At 72.0% G+C, this 21,122-nt stretch carries 19 protein-coding genes; 11 read left to right on the forward strand and 8 right to left on the reverse strand.

All coding sequences use genetic code 11. The features are described 5' to 3' along the window. The first annotated feature begins 31 nt into the window (after positions 1-31). A complete protein-coding gene (locus ACFY3J_RS08660; protein ID WP_384174508.1) occupies positions 32-1,012 on the forward strand; it encodes an NAD(P)H-quinone oxidoreductase in 981 nt (326 codons plus the stop codon). 34 nt (positions 1,013-1,046) lie between these two features. On the opposite strand, the gene ACFY3J_RS08665 is transcribed toward ACFY3J_RS08660, so the two are convergent. After that, positions 1,047-1,718 (reverse strand): hypothetical protein, encoded by a 672-nt coding sequence (locus ACFY3J_RS08665; RefSeq protein ID WP_384174511.1) that lies wholly within the window; start codon positions 1,716-1,718, stop codon positions 1,047-1,049. Positions 1,719-1,845: 127 nt separating this feature from the next. Here ACFY3J_RS08665 and ACFY3J_RS08670 point away from each other — a divergent pair, with 127 nt between their 5' ends. Beyond that, complete coding sequence (locus tag ACFY3J_RS08670; RefSeq protein WP_384174514.1) at positions 1,846-2,403, forward strand: PadR family transcriptional regulator; 558 nt, start codon at positions 1,846-1,848, stop codon at positions 2,401-2,403. Positions 2,404-2,469: 66 nt separating this feature from the next. Then, entirely contained in the window at positions 2,470-3,009 is a 540-nt protein-coding gene (locus ACFY3J_RS08675) for a bacterial proteasome activator family protein (protein ID WP_141359811.1), read from the forward strand. Positions 3,010-3,207: 198 nt separating this feature from the next. Here ACFY3J_RS08675 and ACFY3J_RS08680 read toward each other — a convergent pair whose 3' ends face one another. Further along, entirely contained in the window at positions 3,208-4,842 is a 1,635-nt protein-coding gene (locus ACFY3J_RS08680) for a protein kinase (protein ID WP_384174517.1), read from the reverse strand. A 341-nt stretch (positions 4,843-5,183) separates the two neighbouring features. On the opposite strand from ACFY3J_RS08680, the gene ACFY3J_RS08685 reads away from it, so the two are divergent. Beyond that, positions 5,184-6,794, forward strand: coding sequence for a protein kinase (locus tag ACFY3J_RS08685; protein WP_384174520.1), 1,611 nt, complete (start codon positions 5,184-5,186; stop codon positions 6,792-6,794). A gap of 87 nt (positions 6,795-6,881) precedes the next feature. On the opposite strand, the gene ACFY3J_RS08690 is transcribed toward ACFY3J_RS08685, so the two are convergent. Beyond that, a complete protein-coding gene (locus ACFY3J_RS08690) occupies positions 6,882-7,898 on the reverse strand; it encodes a phosphotransferase (RefSeq protein ID WP_384174523.1) in 1,017 nt (338 codons plus the stop codon). 571 nt (positions 7,899-8,469) lie between these two features. On the opposite strand from ACFY3J_RS08690, the gene pdhA reads away from it, so the two are divergent. From pdhA to ACFY3J_RS08705, 3 genes are read left to right on the forward strand one after another with little or no spacing between them, the layout of a single operon-like run. After that, on the forward strand, positions 8,470-9,666 hold the full coding sequence (pdhA, locus tag ACFY3J_RS08695) for a pyruvate dehydrogenase (acetyl-transferring) E1 component subunit alpha (protein WP_384174526.1): 1,197 nt from the start codon (positions 8,470-8,472) through the stop codon (positions 9,664-9,666). A 2-nt stretch (positions 9,667-9,668) separates the two neighbouring features. Continuing rightward, complete coding sequence (locus ACFY3J_RS08700; RefSeq protein ID WP_384174529.1) at positions 9,669-10,649, forward strand: alpha-ketoacid dehydrogenase subunit beta; 981 nt, start codon at positions 9,669-9,671, stop codon at positions 10,647-10,649. 11 nt (positions 10,650-10,660) lie between these two features. After that, positions 10,661-12,088, forward strand: coding sequence for a dihydrolipoamide acetyltransferase family protein (locus ACFY3J_RS08705; protein ID WP_384174532.1), 1,428 nt, complete (start codon positions 10,661-10,663; stop codon positions 12,086-12,088). Between the two features lie 91 nt (positions 12,089-12,179). Here ACFY3J_RS08705 and ACFY3J_RS08710 read toward each other — a convergent pair whose 3' ends face one another. The 3 genes from ACFY3J_RS08710 to ACFY3J_RS08720 form a co-directional block, all read right to left on the reverse strand. Next, positions 12,180-13,181 carry a DUF1648 domain-containing protein gene (locus tag ACFY3J_RS08710; RefSeq protein WP_390840591.1) on the reverse strand — a complete coding sequence of 334 codons (1,002 nt, stop codon included), beginning with the start codon at positions 13,179-13,181 and terminating at the stop codon, positions 12,180-12,182. Continuing rightward, positions 13,178-13,525 carry a GntR family transcriptional regulator gene (locus ACFY3J_RS08715; RefSeq protein WP_390840592.1) on the reverse strand — a complete coding sequence of 116 codons (348 nt, stop codon included), beginning with the start codon at positions 13,523-13,525 and terminating at the stop codon, positions 13,178-13,180. The genes ACFY3J_RS08710 and ACFY3J_RS08715 overlap by 4 nt, the downstream gene beginning before the upstream one ends. Before the next feature lie 96 nt (positions 13,526-13,621). Next, a complete protein-coding gene (locus tag ACFY3J_RS08720; protein WP_384174541.1) occupies positions 13,622-14,524 on the reverse strand; it encodes a D-alanyl-D-alanine carboxypeptidase family protein in 903 nt (300 codons plus the stop codon). A gap of 200 nt (positions 14,525-14,724) precedes the next feature. Here ACFY3J_RS08720 and ACFY3J_RS08725 point away from each other — a divergent pair, with 200 nt between their 5' ends. Both ACFY3J_RS08725 and ACFY3J_RS08730 read left to right on the forward strand, forming a co-directional pair. After that, the gene (locus tag ACFY3J_RS08725) at positions 14,725-15,375 is read left to right on the forward strand and encodes a GntR family transcriptional regulator (protein ID WP_384174544.1); all 651 of its coding nucleotides are present in this window, start codon (positions 14,725-14,727) and stop codon (positions 15,373-15,375) included. After that, a complete protein-coding gene (locus ACFY3J_RS08730) occupies positions 15,372-16,679 on the forward strand; it encodes a nitrate/nitrite transporter (RefSeq protein WP_384174547.1) in 1,308 nt (435 codons plus the stop codon). Before ACFY3J_RS08725 ends, ACFY3J_RS08730 begins: the two co-directional genes overlap by 4 nt. Positions 16,680-16,816: 137 nt before the next feature. Here the strand turns inward: ACFY3J_RS08730 and ACFY3J_RS08735 are convergent, their stop codons facing one another. Continuing rightward, positions 16,817-17,641, reverse strand: a complete 825-nt coding sequence (locus tag ACFY3J_RS08735; RefSeq protein WP_384174549.1) for a maleylpyruvate isomerase family mycothiol-dependent enzyme — start codon at positions 17,639-17,641, stop codon at positions 16,817-16,819. A 181-nt stretch (positions 17,642-17,822) separates the two neighbouring features. Between ACFY3J_RS08735 and ACFY3J_RS08740 the strand changes: the two genes are divergently transcribed. After that, a complete protein-coding gene (locus ACFY3J_RS08740) occupies positions 17,823-18,647 on the forward strand; it encodes a carbon-nitrogen family hydrolase (RefSeq protein ID WP_384174552.1) in 825 nt (274 codons plus the stop codon). 24 nt (positions 18,648-18,671) lie between these two features. On the opposite strand, the gene ACFY3J_RS08745 is transcribed toward ACFY3J_RS08740, so the two are convergent. Beyond that, the gene (locus tag ACFY3J_RS08745) at positions 18,672-19,166 is read right to left on the reverse strand and encodes an LURP-one-related/scramblase family protein (RefSeq protein ID WP_384174555.1); all 495 of its coding nucleotides are present in this window, start codon (positions 19,164-19,166) and stop codon (positions 18,672-18,674) included. Positions 19,167-19,276: 110 nt separating this feature from the next. On the opposite strand from ACFY3J_RS08745, the gene ACFY3J_RS08750 reads away from it, so the two are divergent. After that, complete coding sequence (locus ACFY3J_RS08750; RefSeq protein WP_384174558.1) at positions 19,277-21,106, forward strand: NHL domain-containing thioredoxin family protein; 1,830 nt, start codon at positions 19,277-19,279, stop codon at positions 21,104-21,106. Positions 21,107-21,122 lie beyond the last annotated feature (16 nt).

Consider the following 21,122-nt stretch of genomic DNA (forward strand, 5'->3'; position numbering starts at 1 on the left):
GACGGCACCGCGAAGCAGTAGCGTCGGGCCCATGCATGCGATCACGATTCCCGAACCCGGTGGGCCCGAGGCGTTGGTGTGGGACGAGGTACCGGATCCCGTGCCCGGCGAGGGGGAGGTGCTGGTCGAGGTGGCGGCGAGTGCCGTCAACCGGGCCGACATCCTGCAACGGCAGGGCTTCTACAGTCCGCCGCCCGGTGCCTCCCCGTACCCCGGGCTGGAGTGCTCCGGGCGGATCACGGAGCTCGGTCCCGGGGTGTCCGGCTGGGCCGTCGGCGACGAGGTGTGCGCGCTGCTCGCGGGCGGCGGTTACGCCGAGAAGGTCGCCGTTCCGGCCGGTCAGCTGCTGCCCGTGCCCGACGGCGTCGGCCTGAGGCAGGCCGCGGCGCTGCCGGAGGTGACCTGCACCGTCTGGTCCAATGTCTTCATGGTCGCCCAGCTGCGCCCCGGCGAGACGCTGCTCGTGCACGGCGGCTCCAGCGGCATCGGCACGATGGCGATCCAGCTCGCCCGAGCCGTGGGCGCGAAGGTCGCCGTGACGGCGGGCACCAAGGAGAAGCTCGAGCGCTGCGCCGAACTGGGCGCCGAGATCCTGATCAACTACCGCGAGCAGGACTTCGTCGAGGAGATCCGGCGGGCCACGGACGGGAACGGCGCCGACGTGATCCTCGACAACATGGGGGCCAAGTACCTGGACCGCAACGTCCAGGCCCTCGCCGTCAACGGCCGGCTCGCGATCATCGGCATGCAGGGCGGGGTCAAGGGCGAGCTCAACATCGGCACCCTGCTCGGCAAGCGGGCAGCGATCAGCGCGACCTCGCTGCGCGCCCGCCCGATCAGCGAGAAGGCGGTCATCGTCGCCGCCGTACGCGAACACGTCTGGCCGCTGTTCGCCGACGGGCACGTCCGGCCGGTGGTCGACCAGGAGCTCCCGATGAGCGACGCCGCGGCCGCCCACCGGATCCTGGAGGAGAGCGGCCACATCGGCAAGGTGCTTCTGGTGACACCCTGATCCCCGCACCTCCGCCGCACCGGTTGCGCCGGAGCTAGCTCCGGCGCAACCGCAGGGCGATGAACGCGAGGCCGAGGCCGAGGCCGATCAGGACGAGCCCGCTGCCCAGGGACACGGACCGCAGCACGGGTCCGTTCTCGGTCTGCGAGACGGGCAGGGCGCCGGGACTGTCCTGCGCCCCGGACGGCACGGGAGCGGCCTCCTGGCCCGAGGGCGAGGCGCTCGTCGCCTCCGGCGTCGCGCTCGCGCTCTCGAAGTCCTCGCTGCCGTCGTCGTGGTCCCTCTCCCTCTCCCACCAGTGCGGCCGCCCCGGCCGATGCCGCCCCCCACCGGGGTGGTTCCCGGCCCGCGACGGGTCGGAGGACGACAAGGACGCAGACGGCGAGGCGGAAGGGGACGAGGCCGGGTGTGAGGCTGGGGACGACGGCGTCGAGGGCGGGGGCCCGTGGACCGGCGAGGAGCGGGAGCCAGCGGCCATCCTGGGGGCGGCGGAGCCCGGGGCAGAGGTACCGGCCGCAGAGGCGCCGGAGGCGACGGTGCCGGAGGCGTCCGTGGCGGCCCCGGACGCGATGTCGTGCGGCGTGGCGGAGGCCGAGGGCGCTCGCGCGGCGCCGTACGCCGAGGCGGGGCCACTGGCCGGGACGGCCGCTGCCAGCGTGATCAGCAGTCCCGTCGCGCGCAGCAGAGCACGCAGCCATGGAGTCACGTCGGGGACCCCCTCACACGGTGTCCGGCCAGCGGATCAGATCATTTCTGTAACAACAGTCACATCACTGGACCAATCCGGCATTCCAGGATCGGCCACCGGGTCGAACCCACTGCACAATCCGGTTATGGCTATACGTCACGGACTGCTGGCGCTCCTGGCGGACGGCCCCCGCCACGGCTCCCGGCTGCGCGCCGAGTTCGAGGCGCGCACGGGGGCGGCCCGGCCGCTGTACATCGGCCGGGTCTGCGCCGCGCTCGGCCGCCTGGAGCACGAGGGCCTGGTCACCCGGGAGGGCGTGGACGAGGCCGGCCGGGTGGTCTACGCACTGGCCGAGGCGGGCCGCGCCGAGCTGCGGGCCTGGTACGCGCGGCCGGTGGAGCGGACGGGTCCGGCGTGCGACGAGCTGGCGATCAAGCTGGTGCTGGCGGTGGCGGCGCCCGGCGTCGATGTGCGCGAGGTCGTCGAGGTGCAGCGCCGGCATGTGTCCGAGTCGCTGCACGACTACGTGCGGCAGCGCGCCCAGGTTCTTGCCGGCCCGCTCGCGGGACCGGGCGAGGTGGCCCGGCTGCTGGTCGTGGAGCAGCTGATCTGCTGGGCCGAGGCGGAGTCCCGCTGGCTGGACCACTGCGAGGCCCGTCTGCTCCGGCTGGACCTCCCGCGGGTCGAAGACGCGTGGAAATGACGCGGTGGACCGCCTTCCGTGGGGGCGCCACGGAAGTGGCATGTACGGGTGCGAGACAATGGCGGCATGGAGATGCCGAGGAACGAACGGTCGCCGGAGAATCCGCAGATCCTGGTCGTGGGCCAGGACGGAATGGCGCTCGGCGGCGGCGGGGACGACGACTCCCGTGAGACCCCGGTGACGGAGCAGGTGGAGCAGCCCGCGAAGGTCATGCGGATCGGCAGCATGATCAAGCAGCTTCTCGAAGAGGTGCGCGCGGCTCCCCTGGACGAGGCCAGCCGGGTCCGGCTGAAGGAGATCCACACGAGCTCGGTCAAGGAGCTGGAGGACGGCCTGGCGCCGGAACTCGTCGAGGAGCTGGAGCGGCTCTCCCTGCCGTTCACCGACGAGGGAACCCCCAGTGACGCCGAACTGCGCATCGCACAGGCGCAGTTGGTGGGCTGGCTGGAGGGTCTCTTCCACGGGATCCAGACGACTCTGTTCGCCCAGCAGATGGCCGCCCGCGCCCAGCTGGAGCAGATGCGCCGTGCCCTGCCCCCGGGTATCGGGCACGACGGCGGCGACGACCCCCGCACGGGCGGCCGCTCGGGCGGGCCGTACCTGTAGGCACCCGTACGCGCAGGTGTCCTGCCCGCGGGCGCCGGGTCCGCGGGCCGTCTGCCGCGCCCCCGCCCGCACCTGTCCTCGTAGCGCGGACGTGACAAGGCCCCGGGGTACTGCCGGGGCCTTCTCCTTACGGGAACGCGCTTCTTGTTTACGGGACCGCCCGCCGTGCTCGGCGGGAGCCGGACGGGACGGTGACGGTCAGGACGACTGAGGGTTGCCGGTCGAGACGTCGAGCTGGATCACCGGCATGCTCTTCGGGTCGACGTCCGTGTCGGCTGCGGGGAACTGCTTGAGGACCGTGTCCTGGCCGAACGTGTTCTCGTCGACGTCGACCTTCTTCAGCTTCCAGCCGGCGGCCTGGAGGCACTCCTTGACCGACCCGAGGTTCTTGTACCGGAAGTCCGGCAGCCTGATCTTGTCCGGGTCGTTGTACGACTCCCGCGGTTCCTTGCAGTCGTCGGAGTCGATCGTCTTCGAGGTGTCCGGCCCGCGGTGGCCCTCGACCACCGAGGCGGACTTGCTCGCGCCGCCGCCCCCGCCCTTGGCCTCGTCTGCGCCGCCGCCGTTGTCCAGGGTCAGCGCGACGATCAGGCCGACCACCGCGATGGCGGCGACGGCGATCGACCCGATGACCACGGGCCGGGTGCTCCTGCCGCCGCCCGGCGGGGGCGTGTGCTGGGGCGAGACGACGTACGGCGGCGGGGTCGGCGCCTGCTGCTGCGCGTACGGCGACGCGACGGGCGTCTGGTAGCCGGGCTGCTGCGGGTAGCCGTAGCTCGCGGGCGTGGGGGCGCCGGTGCTGTAGGGGTTGGGCGTCGGGGCCGGCTGGTACGGCGTCTGCACATTGCCCTGGGCGACCGGGGAGGTCTGGTCGACGGGCGGGAAGACCGCCGAGCCGACGCCCGCGCCGCTCGGCGTATGGGCGCCGGGGACGATGCTGGGCGCGGCCGCCTGGAAGGAGGCCGCCACGCGCAGGCACTGGTCGCGCATGGACTCGGAGCTGGGGAAGCGCTCGTTGGGGTTCTTCTTCAGCGCGCGGGCGACCAGCGCGTCCACCGCCGGAGGAAGCGAGCGGTTGATCGAGGAGGGCGCCACCGGCTCCTCCTGCACATGCGCGTACGCGATGGCCAGGGGCGAGTCCGCGTCGAACGGCAGCCGCCCGGTGACCAGTTGGAACAGCATGATGCCGACCGAGTACAGGTCGGACCGCGCGTCCACGCCCCGGCCGAGCGCCTGCTCCGGCGAGAGGTACTGCGGGGTGCCGACGACCATGCCGGTCTGCGTCATCGACGTCACGCCGGACTGCATGGCGCGGGCGATGCCGAAGTCCATGACCTTGACCACGCCGCGCTTGGTCATCATCACGTTGCCCGGCTTGATGTCGCGGTGGACCAGGCCCATCTCGTGGCTGATCTCCAGCGCGGCGAGCACGTCTGCGGTGATCTTCAGCGCCTTGTCGGCGGGCATCGCGCCGTGCTGCCGGATGTCCTCCTCCAGCACCGAGCCGAGGGGGCGGCCCTCGACGTACTCCATGACGATGTACGGCGTCGTCATGCCGTCCACATCGTCCTCGCCGGTGTCGAAGACCGAGACGATGTTGGTGTGCGTGAGCTTCGCCACTGCCTGGGCCTCGCGGCGGAACCGCTCGCGGAAGGCCTGTTCGCGGCCGAGTTCGGTGTGGAGTGTCTTGATCGCGACCTGGCGGTCGAGCACGGAGTCGTAGGCGAGGTGCACCGAGGCCATGCCGCCCTCGCCGAGCAGGTCGCGCAGCTGGTAGCGGCCGCCGGCCAGTGCCCGTCCCGCGTACTGGCCGTGTGCGCCGTCCTGGCTCATGTCTCCGCGTCCCCCACTTAGGCCGTCCGGCGCCCTCGTTGATCGAATGAGTCATTCCCGGCCAGTCTGCCCCAGGGCACCGACACGTCAAGCTCAGTGCCCGTTCCGTGACCGTACGCGAAAGAAGCGTCGCGGAAGCGTTACAGCAGGCGTACGGCCGGTACACGGAATTTGCACCACGGCACCCGCACGCGGTTTCATGGCCGGTCCGTCTCGGGCCGGTCCCGGCGGTGCTCGCCGCGACGATCCTGGACCGGCGGCCCCCGCGGAGCCTGTAGCGTGGCCGACGGAGACCGTGACAACACCGCGCGCACCGCGGGCAGAAACGACGGCGAGGACTGATGGCACAGCAGCATCGCGCCCAGGGCCCGTCCGACCCCGAGGCGGCTGGCGGCGGTATGTCGGACGCGCCGGAGATGTGGGGCAACAACGGCCTGGTCGGCGACGGCCGGTACCGGTTGACGCACAGACTCGGCAGGGGCGGCATGGCCGAGGTGTTCGCCGCCGAGGACGTGCGCCTCGGGCGGACCGTGGCGGTCAAACTGCTCCGCGCAGACCTGGCCGAGGACCCCGTCTCCAAGGCCCGGTTCACACGTGAGGCCCAGTCAGTGGCCGGGCTCAACCACCACGCGATCGTCGCCGTGTACGACTCCGGCGAGGACCAGGCGGGCGGCCAGGCCGTGCCGTACATCGTGATGGAGTTGGTCGAGGGCCGCACCATCCGCGATCTGCTGCTCAACGCCGAGGCGCCCGGCCCGGAGCAGGCGCTGATCATCGTCTCCGGTGTGCTGGAGGCGCTGGCCTACTCGCACCAGCACGGCATCGTGCACCGCGACATCAAGCCGGCCAACGTCATCATCACCGACAACGGCGCCGTGAAGGTGATGGACTTCGGCATCGCCCGCGCCCTGCACGGGGCGTCCACGACGATGACGCAGACCGGCATGGTCATGGGCACTCCGCAGTACCTCTCCCCGGAACAGGCTCTCGGCAAGGCCGTCGACTACCGCTCCGACCTGTACGCCACGGGCTGCCTGCTGTACGAACTCCTCGCGCTGCGGCCCCCGTTCACCGGCGAGACCCCGCTGTCGGTGGTCTACCAGCACGTCCAGGACATGCCGGTGCTGCCGTCGCAGGTCCCCGGCGGCACCTGCCCGCCGGAACTCGACGGCCTGGTCATGCGCTCGCTGGCCAAGGAGCCCGACGACCGTTTCCAGACCGCCGAGGAGATGCGCGGGCTGGTCCAGTACGGGTTGCAGATGCTGTACGACCAGGGTGGCCACACCGGCACCTGGAACACCGGCCCGGTCGAGGCGCACGACGGCCGGCACACCCCGGCGGCGGGCTACGCGGGCACGACCGTGATGCCGCACCAGGCCGACCTCGGCTCCGGCACCACGCAGATCCCCCAGCCGATCCTGCCCACCGGGTACGGCAACCCGGACGACGGCGGCTTCGAGGGGCACGGCAACAAGGGCAGCGGCCGCGGCAAGCTGTGGATCCTGGCCGTCCTCGCGGTGATCGCCATCGCCGCGGGCGTGGCACTGGCGCTGCAGAACACCGGCGGCGACACCGGCACCGGCGGCGACACCACCAAGTCGCCGTCGAACACGCAGTCCACCGACGACGCGCAGCCCAGCACCACCCCGAGCGACACGTCGAACGAGGAGCCGTCGGACACGTCGACGGACCGGGGCTACGGCTCGGGCGGGGGCGGCTGGAAGTACACGCCGTCGTACCGGCCGTCGTGGACCCCGTCGGAGCCGTCCGGCGAGCAGCCCTCCAACGAGCAGTCCGACCCGCAGACCTCCAGCGAACCGGCCGATCCCGGGCCTCCGTCGACCTCCCAGGACCCGGGCGTCCCGACGAGCGACGGCTCCGGGGACAGCGGCGGTGGCGACGCCGCCGGCACCGCCGCGGGCGCGGCGGGGAACCCCGTCGGAGGCAACTGAGTCCCGCCGCGAACCGAGCATCCTTCACGCGCGCGTGAGGCCGTACGGGCCCACGCGCGCGTGGTGTTCCGTCCGGCTCCTTCGGCGTCACTCCGCGAACGCGCCGCACACCGCGCCGTACTCCCGCGTCCACCACACCGCGAGCGCCGAGGCGGCCGGGAACTGCGGGTCCGCGCGGGTGTCGCCGCGCTCGTAGTGCCAGCGCAGCATCCAGAAGTCGTTCAGGCGCTCCCACCACACGCGGTGCACGGCCGCCGCGAGCTCCGAGGGGGTGGCGCCGGCCGCCAGCCGGTACGCGCGCGCGTACGCCCTGACCTTCGGCAGGTCCAGGGTGCCGGCGGGCCGGACGAAGAAGATCGCGGCGGCGCGCACCGCCTCCTCCGCGCGGGGCTGCACGCCGAGCCGGTCCCAGTCGACGATCGCGGCGGGGGCCTCCCCCTGGTAGAGCAGGTTGAAGGGGTGGAAGTCGCCGTGCACCCAGCCGACGGGCCCGCCGGGCGGCGGACGCCGGTCCGCGTGCCGTTCCAGGAGCGCGCGCCGCTCCAGGAGCCGGTGCCGGGCCAGTTCGTCGAAGGTGTCCGGGGGCCGGTGGCGGCGGACGTGCCCGAGCAGGTCGTCGATCAGCGTGAAGGTGTCGGCGGGATCGGCGCTCTCCACGGGGTGGGGACTCGCGGCGGGGCGGGTGCGGCCCTTGGGCGGCATCACCCGCTCCAGGCACGCGTGCACGGCTCCCAGCAGTGCTCCCAGGCGGGCGCACTGCTTGGTGGTGAGCTGCCCGCCGTGCCGGTGCCGGCCGTCGATCCAGGGGTGCAGGGCGTAGGCGTGGCCGCCGACGACGGCGACCGTGCGCCCGTCGCGGCCGGTGAGCGGCGGCGCCACCGGGACGCCGAGGTCGGCCAGGCGCTGGGTGGCCCGGTGCTGGCGCGCGATGGCGGTGGGATCGGCGGTGTCCGGATCGAAGTGGTGCTTGAGGAAATAACGGCCGCGGGTCGTGCACAGCCGGTAGCCGCGGTTGAGCAGGCCCTGGTCGACCGGCTCGCAGGTGAGGGCGGAACCGGCGGCGTACTGGCGCAGCAAGGCGCGCAGAGGGGGCGCGTGGGGCACGGGGGGTGGTACACATGGGCGCGGCACGCGCCAGATGCTAGGGCACCTGCGGACGCCGTGAGCTGGGGCTTGTCACAGGCAGTCGTCGATGGTCGCTTTCGGTCACATGAGGTCGTGATGCCGTCCCGACACCGCCCGCCGTGCGCCGGTTGACCCTCGGTGGCGCCCCTTGTCGCCGCGCGGCGGGTCCTGTTTCGGCGTCCCCCGTGCGGGGTCATCCATCAAGAGCAGTTCCGGCCATTCGCCGACCCTTCCCGACTCAGGGGTGGCCGGGATAACGTGCCGGTGTTCCGGCCCCCTGCACGGCTGTGACCAGCGGCTGCCCCGACTGTCCGGCGAGGTACTTGGACGTCCAAGTGGAAATACTTGGAAATCCAAGGAAACGCCCAGGTCAGGGGGGTTTCCCAGAAATGTGGAGCACTGGGTAACGTGACTGCTGCAGGGCGCTCGCCGGGGCACCTGTCACGCCTGTTCCCGGCCGAGTGGCACCCACCCCGTGCCCGGTGGTCCGGAACAGGTGAGCCGCACTGGCTACCGGCAACCCCGGGGCCGGACCGACGGAGGAGCACACGTGACCGTGGAGAGCACTGCCGCGCGCACACCGCGACGCAGCGCCGGAAGCAAGGCCGGCGCGACCGGCACGAAAGCCGCAGGCACCAGGCGGCGTACCGGCGCCAAGAAGAGCGCCGACCCCGAACTCGTGCAGTTGCTGACGCCCGAGGGCAAGCGCGTCAAGAACGCCGAGTACGACCAGTACGTCGCCGGCATCACCGCCGAGGAGCTTCGCGGTCTGTACCGCGACATGGTGCTCACCCGCCGCTTCGACGCCGAGGCCACCGCCCTGCAGCGCCAGGGCGAACTGGGACTGTGGGCCTCGCTGCTCGGCCAGGAGGCCGCCCAGATCGGCTCCGGCCGCGCCACCCGCGAGGACGACTACGTCTTCCCGACCTACCGTGAACACGGCGTCGCCTGGTGCCGCGGGGTGGATCCGACCAACCTGCTCGGCATGTTCCGGGGTGTGAACAACGGCGGTTGGGACCCCAACGGCAACAACTTCCACCTCTACACGATCGTCATCGGCTCCCAGGCGCTGCACGCCACGGGCTACGCGATGGGCGTCGCCAAGGACGGCGCCGACTCCGCGGTCATCGCCTACTTCGGCGACGGCGCCTCCAGCCAGGGCGACGTGGCCGAGGCCTTCACCTTCTCCGCGGTCTACAACGCCCCCGTGGTGTTCTTCTGCCAGAACAACCAGTGGGCGATCTCCGAGCCGACCGAGAAGCAGACCCGCGTCCCGCTCTACCAGCGCGCGGCGGGCTTCGGCTTCCCCGGCGTCCGCGTCGACGGCAACGACGTACTGGCCTGCCTCGCCGTCACCAAGTGGGCGCTGGAGCGCGCCCGCAGCGGCGAGGGCCCCACCCTGGTCGAGGCGTACACCTACCGCATGGGCGCCCACACCACCTCCGACGACCCCACCCGCTACCGGGGGGACGAGGAGCGCCTGGCCTGGGAGGCGAAGGACCCGATCCTGCGCCTTCGCCGCCACCTGGAGGCCGCAAACCACGCGGACGAGGGATTCTTCGAGGAACTCGAGGCCGAGAGCGAGGCGTTGGGCAAACGAGTGCGCGAAGCGGTCCGTGCCATGCCCGACCCGGACCTTTTCGCCATCTTCGAGAACGTGTACGCGGACGGGCACGCGCTCGTCGATGAGGAGCGCGCCCAGTTCGCCGCCTACCAGGCGTCGTTCGCGGACGCAGAGGGGGTCTGATCATGGCTGCTGAGAAGATGGCCCTGGCCAAGGCGATCAACGAGTCGCTGCGCCGCGCCCTGGACAACGACCCCAAGGTCCTCGTCATGGGCGAGGACGTCGGCAAGCTCGGCGGCGTGTTCCGGGTGACGGACGGCCTCCAGAAGGACTTCGGCGAGAGCCGCGTCATCGACACCCCGCTCGCCGAGTCCGGCATCGTCGGCACCGCGATCGGCCTCGCCCTGCGCGGCTACCGCCCGGTGGTCGAGATCCAGTTCGACGGCTTCGTCTTCCCGGCGTACGACCAGATCGTCACGCAGCTCGCGAAGATGCACGCCCGCTCGCTGGGCAAGGTCAAGCTCCCGGTCGTCATCCGCATCCCCTACGGCGGCGGCATCGGCGCGGTCGAGCACCACTCGGAGTCCCCCGAGGCGCTGTTCGCGCACGTGGCGGGCCTGAAGATCGTCAGCCCCTCCAACGCGTCGGACGCGTACTGGATGATGCAGCAGGCCATCCAGAGCGACGACCCGGTGATCTACTTCGAGCCCAAGCGGCGCTACTGGGACAAGGCCGAGGTCAACACGGAGGCCATCCCGAACCCGCTGCACAAGGCGCAGGTCGTCCGCGAGGGCACGGACCTGACCCTGGCGGCCTACGGCCCGATGGTGAAGCTCTGCCAGGAGGTCGCCGCCGCGGCCGCCGAGGAGGGCAAGTCCCTGGAGGTCCTGGACCTGCGCTCGGTCTCCCCGATCGACTTCGACGCCATCCAGGCCTCGGTGGAGCGGACCCGCCGCCTCGTCGTCGTCCACGAGGCGCCGGTGTTCTTCGGCTCCGGCGCGGAGATCGCCGCCCGGATCACCGAGCGCTGCTTCTACCACCTGGAGGCCCCCGTGCTGCGGGTCGGCGGCTACCACGCCCCGTACCCGCCGGCCCGCCTGGAGGAGTCCTACCTGCCGGACCTGGACCGCGTGCTCGACGCCGTCGACCGCTCGCTGGCGTACTGAGGGAGAGGTTCGTGACGACGATGACCGATGCGTCCGTGCGTGAGTTCAAGATGCCGGATGTCGGCGAGGGTCTGACCGAGGCGGAGATCCTCAAGTGGTACGTCCAGCCCGGTGACACGGTCACCGACGGCCAGGTGGTCTGCGAGGTCGAGACCGCCAAGGCGGCCGTCGAACTGCCCATCCCCTACGACGGGGTGGTGCGCGAGCTGCACTTCGCCGAGGGCACCACGGTGGACGTGGGCACGTCCATCATCGCGGTGCAGGTTGCGGGCGCGGCCCCGGCCGAGGTCCCGGCGCAGGCCGCTCCGGTGGCCGAGCCGAAGACCGAGCCGGACACGGACGGGGAGGAGAAGCCGCAGGGCCGCCAGCCGGTGCTGGTGGGCTACGGCGTCTCGGCGTCCTCCACCAAGCGCCGTCCGCGCAAGGCCCCGGAGGCCGCGGCCGCCCCGGCGGCGACGGCACCCCGGCCGGAGCTGAACGGCCACGGCACCGTGGCCCCGGCGGCCGTCGCGGCGTCCGCCGGGCCCCGCCCGCTGGCCAAGCCTCCGGTGCGCAAGCTGGCCAAGGACCTGGGCGTGGACCTCGCCACGGTCGTGCCGTCCGGCCCGGACGGCATCATCACGCGCGAGGACGTGCACGCGGCGGTGGCGGTACCGGCCGCACCACAGGCCCCCGAGCCGCCGGCGGCGATGGTCCCGGTGGCCGCGGCTCCGGCCCCCGCCGTGAGCTACGACGGGGCGCGCGAGACCCGGGTCCCCGTCAAGGGCGTCCGCAAGGCGACGGCGGCGGCGATGGTCGGCTCGGCGTTCACGGCCCCGCACGTCACGGAGTTCGTGACGGTGGACGTGACGCGGACGATGAAGCTGGTCGAGGAGCTCAAGCAGGACAAGGAGATGCAGGGGCTGCGGGTCAACCCGCTGCTGCTGATCGCCAAGGCCCTGCTGGTCGCCATCAAGCGCAACCCGGAGATCAACGCGTCCTGGGACGAGGCGGCTCAGGAGATCGTCCAGAAGCACTACGTCAACCTGGGCATCGCGGCGGCGACCCCGCGCGGCCTGATCGTCCCGAACATCAAGGACGCCCACGTCAAGACGCTGCCGCAGCTCGCGGAGGCCCTCGGCGAGCTGGTGTCCACGGCTCGCGAGGGCAGGACGTCCCCGGCGGCCATGCAGGGCGGCACGGTGACGATCACCAACGTCGGCGTCTTCGGCGTCGACACCGGCACACCGATCCTCAACCCCGGCGAGTCCGCGATCCTCGCCGTCGGCGCGATCAAGCTCCAGCCGTGGGTCCACAAGGGCAAGGTCAAGCCCCGCCAGGTCACCACGCTGGCGCTCAGCTTCGACCACCGCCTGGTCGACGGCGAACTCGGCTCCAAGGTCCTGGCCGACGTGGCCGCGATCCTGGAACAGCCGAAGCGACTGATCACCTGGGCGTAGCAGCCCACGGCGAAACGGGGCGGCGCACCTCTCACGGAGGTGCGCCGCCTCGGCGTCCGCGGTGGTCCAGGGGTGTGACGGGCCGGGAGGGTCAGCTCGGCTGGTGGGTGCGCAGCGCGTTCAGGAGGGCGGCTCCGCGTTCGGCGTCGTCCACGCTGACCGCGAAGTCGCCCCGGCCGCCCCGGGCCCGGATCACCAGGCACTCCCCGGCCCGCAGCATGACCGTGGTGCCCAGGCCGCTGAAGCGGTAGCCCCAGCCGCCGACCTGCGCGGGCGTACGGTTCTCGGCGCGGGCGGACTCGATCGCGTCGGGCGCCCAGCGCCGTACCGGCCAGCCGAGCGGGCCGAAGGCCACCTCCAGGCCCCGCCGGGACACACGCGTCTGGACCGAGGCACAGCCGGCTCCCGCGAGGGAGGCGACCGCGCACGAGGCGAACAACCACCACCCCGCGCCGGGCCCGGCGAGTCCGGCGACGAGCGCGACCAGGGCGGCCACCGCCACCACTCCGGTCACGGCCGCGACGAGGTGCAGCCACAGGTTGGTGGTGCGCGAGAACCACACCACCCGCTGCCCCTCGGGGATCTCCAGTGTCGGTTCGGCGGCGTTCCGTTCCCCGGACACCGGGCCGGAGACGTGTCCCCGCGTGCCCACCAGCCAGCCGGCGATCCCGGCGAGCACCGCCACCACCAGCGAGACGACGATGCCCGCGATCGGCAGCCGCACCTGGTGCCAGTCCGTGTGATCGAGGTTCGCCCGCACGACGGAGAGCTGGCCACCGACGATGACCACACCGGCCGACAACAGCCCGGCCAGCGCCCGCGGCCGCGTCACCGCCAGGCCGTCCTCCCCGGCCCGCCGCCGCATCATCTCCATGCCCACGCCCAGCACGAGCCAGACCAGAGCGGGGACGAGCGAGGCCGCCCACAGCGGCATCGCGCCGTCGGCCGCGGATCCATTCCAGTGGGTCGCCAACCGCTCCGGCAGCCGGTCGCTCGCGGCCCAGGGCAGCGCGGCGATCAGGACCGCGATACCGGCCGTCCAGACGGCGGCTCCCCAGCGCGTCCCGTTTCCGTGCCTTCTCGACTTGTTCATCGCGTCCCCCTGATCATCTCGATGAGGTCGTTCCGGCTGTAGCCCAGGCGGCCCGCCTCGGCCAGCAGTTCGCGCACCCGGATCCGCAGCCCCGAGTGACGGTCCGCGTCCTCCGCCACGGTCACCCCTCGTCCCCGGCGGAACTCCAGCAGTCCCTCGTCCCGCAGGCCGCGCAGGCCGCGCAGGACGGTGTTGATGTTGATGTCGAGCATCTGCGAGAGGTCGCGCGCCGACGGCAGCCGGTCGCCCGGGCGGCATTCCCCCTCGGCGATGGCGCGCCGGATGGCGCCGGCGACCTGCTCGTGCAGAGGCCGGGTGTCCCTCTTGTCCAATCGCAGCAACATGATGCTAATGATGCTAGCACCATCCATACACGCGGACACAGGAAAAGGGCCCGTCGCTGAGGTCAGCGGCGGGCCCTTCGGCCTGGTGGGCGGGTGTCAGACCTTCTTGGCGAACCCGTAGTTCAGGAGCTTCGTGGCGTCCGTCGCGCGCTGCGCGTACGTGGACGAGGCCAGAACCGTGCCGATGACGGTCCTGCCGTTCCTGGTGGCGGCGAAGACGAGGCAGGCCCCGGCCTGGGGGCCGGAGCCCGTCTTCACGCCGATCGCGCCGCTGTAGCTGCTGAGCAGCGTGTTCGTGTTCGTCCACTTGCCCATCGTGCGGGTGCTGCCCGTCTTGGTGACGGTCTTGGCGGTGTACGACTTCGTCTTCACGATCGTGCGGAACGTGGAGTTCTTCATCGCGCTGCGCGCCAGCTTCGTCAGGTCGCGCGGCGTCGAGTAGTTGCTGCCCTTGCCGATGCCGTCGAACGAGTCGAAGCGCGTGTTCGTCATGCCGAGGCTCTTGGCGGTGCTGTTCATCTTGCCGATGAAGGACTTCACGCGCGCGTCCCGCGTCGAGCCCGAACCGTACTTGTCGGCCAGCGCGTACGCGGCGTCGCAGCCCGAGGGCAGCATCAGGCCGTACAGCAGCTGACGGACGGTCACCTTGTCGCCGACGATCAGGTGGGCCTGGGAGGCGTTGTTCTTGACGACGTAGTCGCTGTACGCCTTCTGGATGGTGACCTTGGCGTCGAGGTTCAGTTTCGGCTGGGCCAGCACGACCTTGGCGGTCATGATCTTCGTGGTGGAGCCGGTGGAGCGCTTGGTGTCCGCGGCCTTGCCGTAGAGGGACTTGCCGGTCGCGTCGTCCATCACGTAGCCGCCCTTGGCCACGATCGACGGCGCGGTGACGGCCTGCGCGGGTGCCGCGGTGAGGGCCCCGGCGGCGAGCACGGCGCTCGTGGTCACGACGACTGCGGCGGCTCTGCGGATACGGATGCCCTGGATGCCGGTTTTCAAGTGAGGTACCCCGATTATGTTGTATTCCTCTGCGGTGCGGCAGAGTTGAGAGCCCACAAAGAAGTGGGGCCGCATCTGTCTGACTCACGGGTGGGGCGGATGGTTGCGCGGTTTCCGGGGTGGATTCGGCCGTCGGGCCCGTATGGTCCGCATGCTGGATGGGGCGGGTCTTGGGTACGTGTTGTATCTATGCTGTGGGCATGAGCCTGGCCGTGAAACAGCCCCCCGCCGCCGATCGCGTGTACACGCACGTCAAGCAAGCCGTACTGGACCGCAGTTACGAGGGCGGCACCCTGCTGACCGAGGGGGAGCTGGCCGAGGCCGTCGGGGTCTCGCGCACGCCCGTGCGCGAGGCGCTGCTGCGGCTGGAGGTCGAGGGGCTCATCAAGCTCTACCCGAAGAAGGGGGCCCTCGTCCTGCCGGTCTCCGCGCAGGAGATCGCCGACGTGGTCGAGACCCGGCAGCTGGTCGAGGAGTACGCGGCCCGGAAGGCCGTACCCGCGCCGCCGGGGCTCATCGAGCGGCTCGAGGAACTGCTCCGGAAGCAGAAGAAGCAGGCCGCCGCCGGTGACTTCGCCGCGGCCGCCGTCACCGACCGCTGCTTCCACGCCGAGATCGTCCGCAGCGGCGGCAACGAGATCCTGTCCCGCCTCTACGACCAGTTGCGCGACCGCCAGCTGCGCATGGGCGTCGCCGTCATGCACTCCCATCCCGACCGGCTCGCCAAGACGCTCGCCGAGCACGAGCAGATCCTGGACGCGCTGCGCTCGGGGGACGCGGAGGCGGCCGTCGACGTCGTGCACCGGCACGTCAACTGGTTCTCCCACCTCGCCCGGGGGGAGGTCCGGTGAGCTCCTCGTCCTCGCCGGCCTCCCTGCCCGGTGATCCGCCCGGCGGCCGGCGCGCCGTCGCCGTCTGGAGCATCGGCGTCGCCGTCTACTTCGTCGCCGTCATCTTCCGCACCTCCCTGGGCGTCGCCGGTCTCGACGCCGCCGACCGCTTCCATGTGGGCGCCTCGGCGCTGTCGACCTTCTCGATCCTCCAACTCCTCGTCTACGCCGGTATGCAGATACCCGTCGGTCTGCTGGTCGACCGGCTCGGCACCAAGAAGGTGCTGGCCATCGGCGCCGTGCTCTTCACGGCCGGCCAGCTCGGCTTCGCGTTCTCCCCGTCGTACGGCACCGCGCTCGCCTCGCGTGCGCTGCTCGGCTGCGGGGACGCCATGACGTTCATCAGCGTGCTGCGGCTGGGCACCCGGTGGTTCCCCGCCCGGCGCGGGCCGCTGGTCGCCCAGTTGGCCGGGCTGGCCGGAATGGCCGGCAACCTGGTGTCCACGCTGGTGCTGGCCCGGCTGCTGCACGGCGTGGGCTGGACGGCGGCCTTCGCGGGCAGCGCGCTGGCCGGAGCGGTGGTGCTGGTGCTGCTCGTGCTGTTCCTCAAGGACCACCCGGAGGGCCACGAACCGGAGCCGCTGCCCCACCTGGGCGCCGCGTACGTACGCCGGCAGATCGTCGCGTCCTGGCGGGAGCCCGGGACGCGGCTCGGGCTGTGGGTGCACTTCACCACGCAGTTCCCGGCGATGGTGTTCCTGCTGCTGTGGGGGCTGCCGTTCCTGGTCGAGGCCCAGGGCCTGTCGCGGGCGGACGCGGGTGAACTGCTCACGCTCGTCGTGGTGTCCAACATGGCCGTCGGGCTCGTGTACGGGCAGATCGTCGCCCGGCACCACGCCGCGCGGCTGCCGCTCGCCCTCGGCACGGTGGCGGCGACCGCGGGCATCTGGGCGGTGACGCTGGCGTATCCGGGCGGGCGGGCGCCGATGTGGCTGCTGGTCGTGCTGTGCCTGGTGCTCGGCGCGTGCGGTCCGGCCTCGATGATCGGGTTCGACTTCGCACGGCCGGCGAATCCGGCGGAGCGTCAGGGGACGGCCTCGGGCATCACCAACATGGGCGGCTTCGTGGCCTCGATGACGACCTTGTTCGCGATCGGCGTGCTGCTGGACGCGACCGGGGACGACTACCGGATCGCCTTCTCGGCGGTGTTCGTGCTCCAGGCGCTGGGTGTGAGCCAGATCCTGCGGCTGCGGAAGCGGGCGGCCCGGCGCGAGCGGGAGCGGCTGGTCGCCAGCCGGGTCGAGACGGTGCACGTGCCGGCGTGACGGTGCCCTGCGCCGCCGCCGCGAGGTGGGGCCGGATCCGGTGCGCTCGCCGCGGGCGGGAGGCGCCCCCCCCGGCTCCTGGAGCAGGGGGGCTCCGGCTCGCCCCCAGGGAGGCACGTCTGTCCGCGGCCACGACCCTAGGCGGTCACCACGAAGTTCCGCAGGATCGCCGCCGCCAGGTCCAGGTCGCCCTCCGTCTTCACACGGTCAGCGACCGCTTCCGGGGTGACCCGGCCGCAGGCCAGGCGGACGTAGGTCTCCCAGTCGAGCGCGAGGGAAGCCGCCGGGCCGAGGGCCGGGGCCGTCTCCAGGGTGCCGCGGCCCTGGATGTCGACGCGGATCGTGCGCAGGAACTCCACCGGGCCGTGCACGTCGAAGACGATCGCCGAGCTGCGCGGGGCGTCCGCCTTGACCGCGACCACGTCCGGGAGGGCGGCCAGCAGGTAGTCCCGGGCGATGTGGGCGCCGGGCGAGTCGAGGTCGCCGGGGCGGCCGAGGGCCGCGCGCAGGTCCTGCTCGTGCACCCAGATGTCGAAGGCGCGGTAGCGCATGGCCTCTTCGAGGGTGATCTCCGCGCCGAGCGGGCCGCGCACCTTGGTGCCGGGGTCGCGGGACTCGTTCCGCAGCTGGCGGTTGCGGCGGATGATCGTGTACTCCAGCTCGGAGGTCATCTCCGGCGATGTGTGGTGGCGGCGGACGTCGACCTGCATCTCCATGTAGCGCTGGTGCTCGTTGGTGACGTGGAACAGGTCGCGCGGGAGCGCGTGGATGGGCCGCGGGTCGCCGAGCATCTCGCAGTCCATGCCGATGATGTGCGAGACGATGTCGCGGACCGACCAGCCCGGGCACGGGGTGCGCCGGTTCCAATCGGCCTCCACCAGGGGCTGCATCAGCTCCGATATCGCCTCGACGGAGTGGGTCCAGGCATCGGCGTAGGGCTGGAGGGTGGGATGCAGACTCACGGAACGGGACCCCTCGGCGGTCGGTACACGGGCGGATGTGATGGCATTGCCAGTGGGAGGTGGCTGCGGTCGGCGGGTGTCTTGGAACGCTAAGTTACGCTGCTGTGAGGCAGCCCGGCAGTGCTTTCGTGTGACGATCGTAGGCCTGTCCGGACGACTCGAGTGCCAGGACGGTGGTAGTGTGCGCGCCTCGCTGATCCAGATTGCCGTGAACGAGGGTGAATCGGTCGATTCGCGGCGTCGGCGGGTGGCCGCGCTGGTGTGCGAGCAGGCCGGGGCCGACCTCGTGGTGCTGCCGGAGCTGTGGACCACCGGGGCCTTCGCCTTCGAGGAGTTCGAACGCGAGGCCGAACCGCTGGACGGTCCCACCTACGAGGCGATGGCCAAGGCGGCGAGCGACGCGGGCGTGTGGCTGCACGCCGGCTCGATCCCCGAACGCGCCGCGTCCGACGGCGACTCGGCCGCGGGCTCCCTCTACAACTCCTCCCTGGTCTTCTCCCCCTCCGGCGACTTGGCCGCCGTCTACCGCAAGATCCACCGCTTCGGCTTCGACAAGGGCGAGGCCGTGCTGATGAGCGCGGGGCGGGAACTGGTGACGGTCCCTCTGCCGGACACCACTCTGGGCCTCGCGACCTGTTACGACCTCCGTTTCCCCGAACTCTTCCGCGGGCTCGTCGACGCCGGGGCGCAGACCCTGGTGGTCCCGGCGGGCTGGCCCGAGCGCCGGCGTGCGCACTGGACCCTGCTGGCCCGGGCGCGGGCGGTGGAGGACCAGGCGTTCGTGCTCGCCTGTGGAACGGCCGGGACGCACGCGGGAGTTCCGCAGGCGGGTCACTCGATCGTGGTGGACCCCTGGGGCGAGGTGCTGGCCGAGGCCGGCCCCGGCGAGGAGGTCCTCACGGTCGACTTCGACCCGGCGAGGGTGCCGGCCACCCGGGACCAGTTCCCGGCCCTGAAGGACCGGGTCCTCGGCCTGGAGCCGCCGCGCCGCCAGGACGCCTCCTAGCGCCTACGGATCAGTCCCCGGCGCCTACCGCTCCTCGCGTTCCTTCTCCGCCAGGTGGATCACGCACACCGCCACCGCGATCACCAGCGCGGGGTCGGCGTCCTCGCGTACGACCTCGACGCCGTAGGTCTCCACGACGCTCAGCCATCGCCGGGAGATCACCGCGAGCAGTTCGCCGTCGTACTCGACGGCGAACTCCCGGTCGAGGATCTTGCCGCTGACGTCGAGCTCGGTGCCGTCCACCATGGACACCCGGTAGTGGTTGCGCAGCAGCGAGAGCCGCTTGCGCCTGATCTTCGCCAGGGCCTCCCCGTCCCGCTCGATCACCATCGTGTCCCGCAGCGCGAGCATCTTCTGGTGGATGTTGATCAGGACCCGGCCGTGGGCGTCCTTCAGCTCGAAGGTGTCCCGCAGCCGCATCGCCTTGCCGTCGACGAGGAAGACCTTGCGGCCGTGCTCGTCCTCGATCCAGTAGTCGTCACCGATGCCGAAAATCCGGTCGCGTACGAGGAATCTCATGTCCTCACCGCTTCCCCGGCTCCGCCCCGGCGACGCCGCCGGTGGTCCGACGGGCCCAGTACGGCACCGCGCCGGGCGGGCCGCCGCCGGCGGGTGGCACCCTTGGTCCCATGAACGACACGGCACCCCGACGAGCCCGCGTCCGCGCCCCCGAGCTGATCGGCAAGGGCGGCTGGCTCAACACCGGTGGGAAGAACCTCACGCTCGCCGACCTGCGAGGCAAGTGCGTCGTGGTGGATTTCTGGACGTTTTGCTGCGTGAACTGCCTGCACGTCCTGGACGAGCTGCGGGAGCTGGAGGAGAAGCACCGGGACACGGTCGTGGTCGTCGGGGTGCACTCGCCGAAGTTCGTGCACGAGGCGGAGCACCAGGCGGTGGTCGACGCGGTGGAGCGGTACGGCGTGGAGCATCCGGTGCTCGACGACCCGGAGCTCGCCACCTGGAAGCAGTACGCGGTACGGGCCTGGCCGACGCTGGTCGTCATCGACCCGGAGGGCTACGTCGTCGCGCAGCACGCCGGCGAGGGGCACGCGCACGCGATCGAGCGGCTGGTGGAGGAGCTGGAGGCCGAGCACGAGGCGAAGGGCACCCTGCGCCGCGGCGACGGGCCGTACGTGCCGCCGGAGCCGGAGCCCACCACCCTGCGCTTCCCGGGCAAGGCGGTGCTGCTGCCGTCCGGGAACTTCCTGGTCGGCGACACCACCCGGCACCAGCTGGTGGAGCTGGCGGAGGACGGCGAGACCGTGGTGCGGCGGATCGGCCAGGGCGGCCGGGGGATGACCGACGGCGGCCCCGACCGGGCCCGGTTCCAGGAGCCGCAGGGGCTCGCACTCCTGCCGGACGGCACCGTCGTGGTGGCCGACACGGTCAACCACGCCCTGCGGCGCTTCGACCCGGAGACGGGTGAGACCACGACCCTGGCCGGCACCGGACACCAGTGGATGCAGGGCGAGGCCACGTCCGGCCCCGCGCTGGACGTGAAGCTGTCCTCGCCCTGGGACGTGGCCTGGTGGAACGGCAAGGTGTGGATCGCCATGGCGGGCGTGCACCAGCTGTGGGCCTACGACCCGGTCGCGGGTACCGTCGCCGTCACCGCCGGGACCACGAACGAGGGGCTCGTCGACGGGCCCGGCGCGGAGGCCTGGTTCGCGCAGCCCTCCGGGCTCGCGGCCACGCCCGACCGGCTGTGGCTCGCCGACTCCGAGACGTCCGCCCTGCGCTGGGTCGATCTCGACGGCGCCGTCCACACGGCGGTCGGCACCGGGCTGTTCGACTTCGGGCACCGGGACGGAGCCGCCGGACAGGCGCTGCTCCAGCACCCGCTGGGCGTGACCGCACTGCCGGACGGCTCGGTCGCCGTCAGCGACACCTACAACCACGCCCTGCGCCGCTACGACCCGGCGACCGGCGAGGTCACGACCCTCGCCACCGACCTGCGTGAGCCCAGCGACGCCGTGCTGGTCGGTGAGGACATCGTGGTCGTGGAGTCGGCCCGGCACCGGCTGACCCGGCTGCGGCTGCCGGAGGAGGCGGTACGGGTCGAGGCCGTCGCCCACCGGACCCGGCGCGCCGCCACGGAGGTCGCCCCCGGCCGCCTGCGCCTGGACGTGATCTTCCAGGCCCCGGCGGGCCAGAAGCTCGACACCCGGTACGGACCGTCGACCCGGCTGCTGGTCTCCTCGACCCCGCCCGAGCTGCTGCTGAAGGGCGAGGGCGCGGACACCGACCTGTGCCGCGAACTGGAGCTGAACCCCGCCGTTTCGGAGGGGGTCCTGCACGTCTCCGCGATGGCGGCCTCGTGCGACGACGACCCCGCGAACGAGTACCCCGCCTGCCATGTGCACCAGCAGGACTGGGGCGTTCCGGTCCGCCTCACCGAGGGCGCGACGGACCGGCTGCCGCTCGTCCTGGCCGGGATGGACGAGACCGCGGCAGGCTGATCGCCGAGTGGCCCCG

Origin of the sequence: Streptomyces sp. NPDC001231, from assembly GCF_042896885.1 — a bacterium.
GTDB lineage: Bacteria > Actinomycetota > Actinomycetes > Streptomycetales > Streptomycetaceae > Streptomyces.

Coding starts and splice junctions, on each gene's coding strand:
- ACFY3J_RS08660 (WP_384174508.1), top strand. CDS start 32: ATGCATGCGATCACGATTCCCGAACCCGGTGGGCCCGAGGCGTTGGTG.
- ACFY3J_RS08670 (WP_384174514.1), top strand. CDS start 1,846: ATGGCTATACGTCACGGACTGCTGGCGCTCCTGGCGGACGGCCCCCGC.
- ACFY3J_RS08675 (WP_141359811.1), top strand. CDS start 2,470: ATGGAGATGCCGAGGAACGAACGGTCGCCGGAGAATCCGCAGATCCTG.
- ACFY3J_RS08680 (WP_384174517.1), bottom strand. CDS start 4,842: ATGAGCCAGGACGGCGCACACGGCCAGTACGCGGGACGGGCACTGGCC.
- ACFY3J_RS08685 (WP_384174520.1), top strand. CDS start 5,184: ATGGCACAGCAGCATCGCGCCCAGGGCCCGTCCGACCCCGAGGCGGCT.
- ACFY3J_RS08700 (WP_384174529.1), top strand. CDS start 9,669: ATGGCTGCTGAGAAGATGGCCCTGGCCAAGGCGATCAACGAGTCGCTG.
- ACFY3J_RS08710 (WP_390840591.1), bottom strand. CDS start 13,181: ATGAACAAGTCGAGAAGGCACGGAAACGGGACGCGCTGGGGAGCCGCC.
- ACFY3J_RS08715 (WP_390840592.1), bottom strand. CDS start 13,525: ATGTTGCTGCGATTGGACAAGAGGGACACCCGGCCTCTGCACGAGCAG.
- ACFY3J_RS08725 (WP_384174544.1), top strand. CDS start 14,725: ATGAGCCTGGCCGTGAAACAGCCCCCCGCCGCCGATCGCGTGTACACG.
- ACFY3J_RS08745 (WP_384174555.1), bottom strand. CDS start 19,166: ATGAGATTCCTCGTACGCGACCGGATTTTCGGCATCGGTGACGACTAC.
- ACFY3J_RS08750 (WP_384174558.1), top strand. CDS start 19,277: ATGAACGACACGGCACCCCGACGAGCCCGCGTCCGCGCCCCCGAGCTG.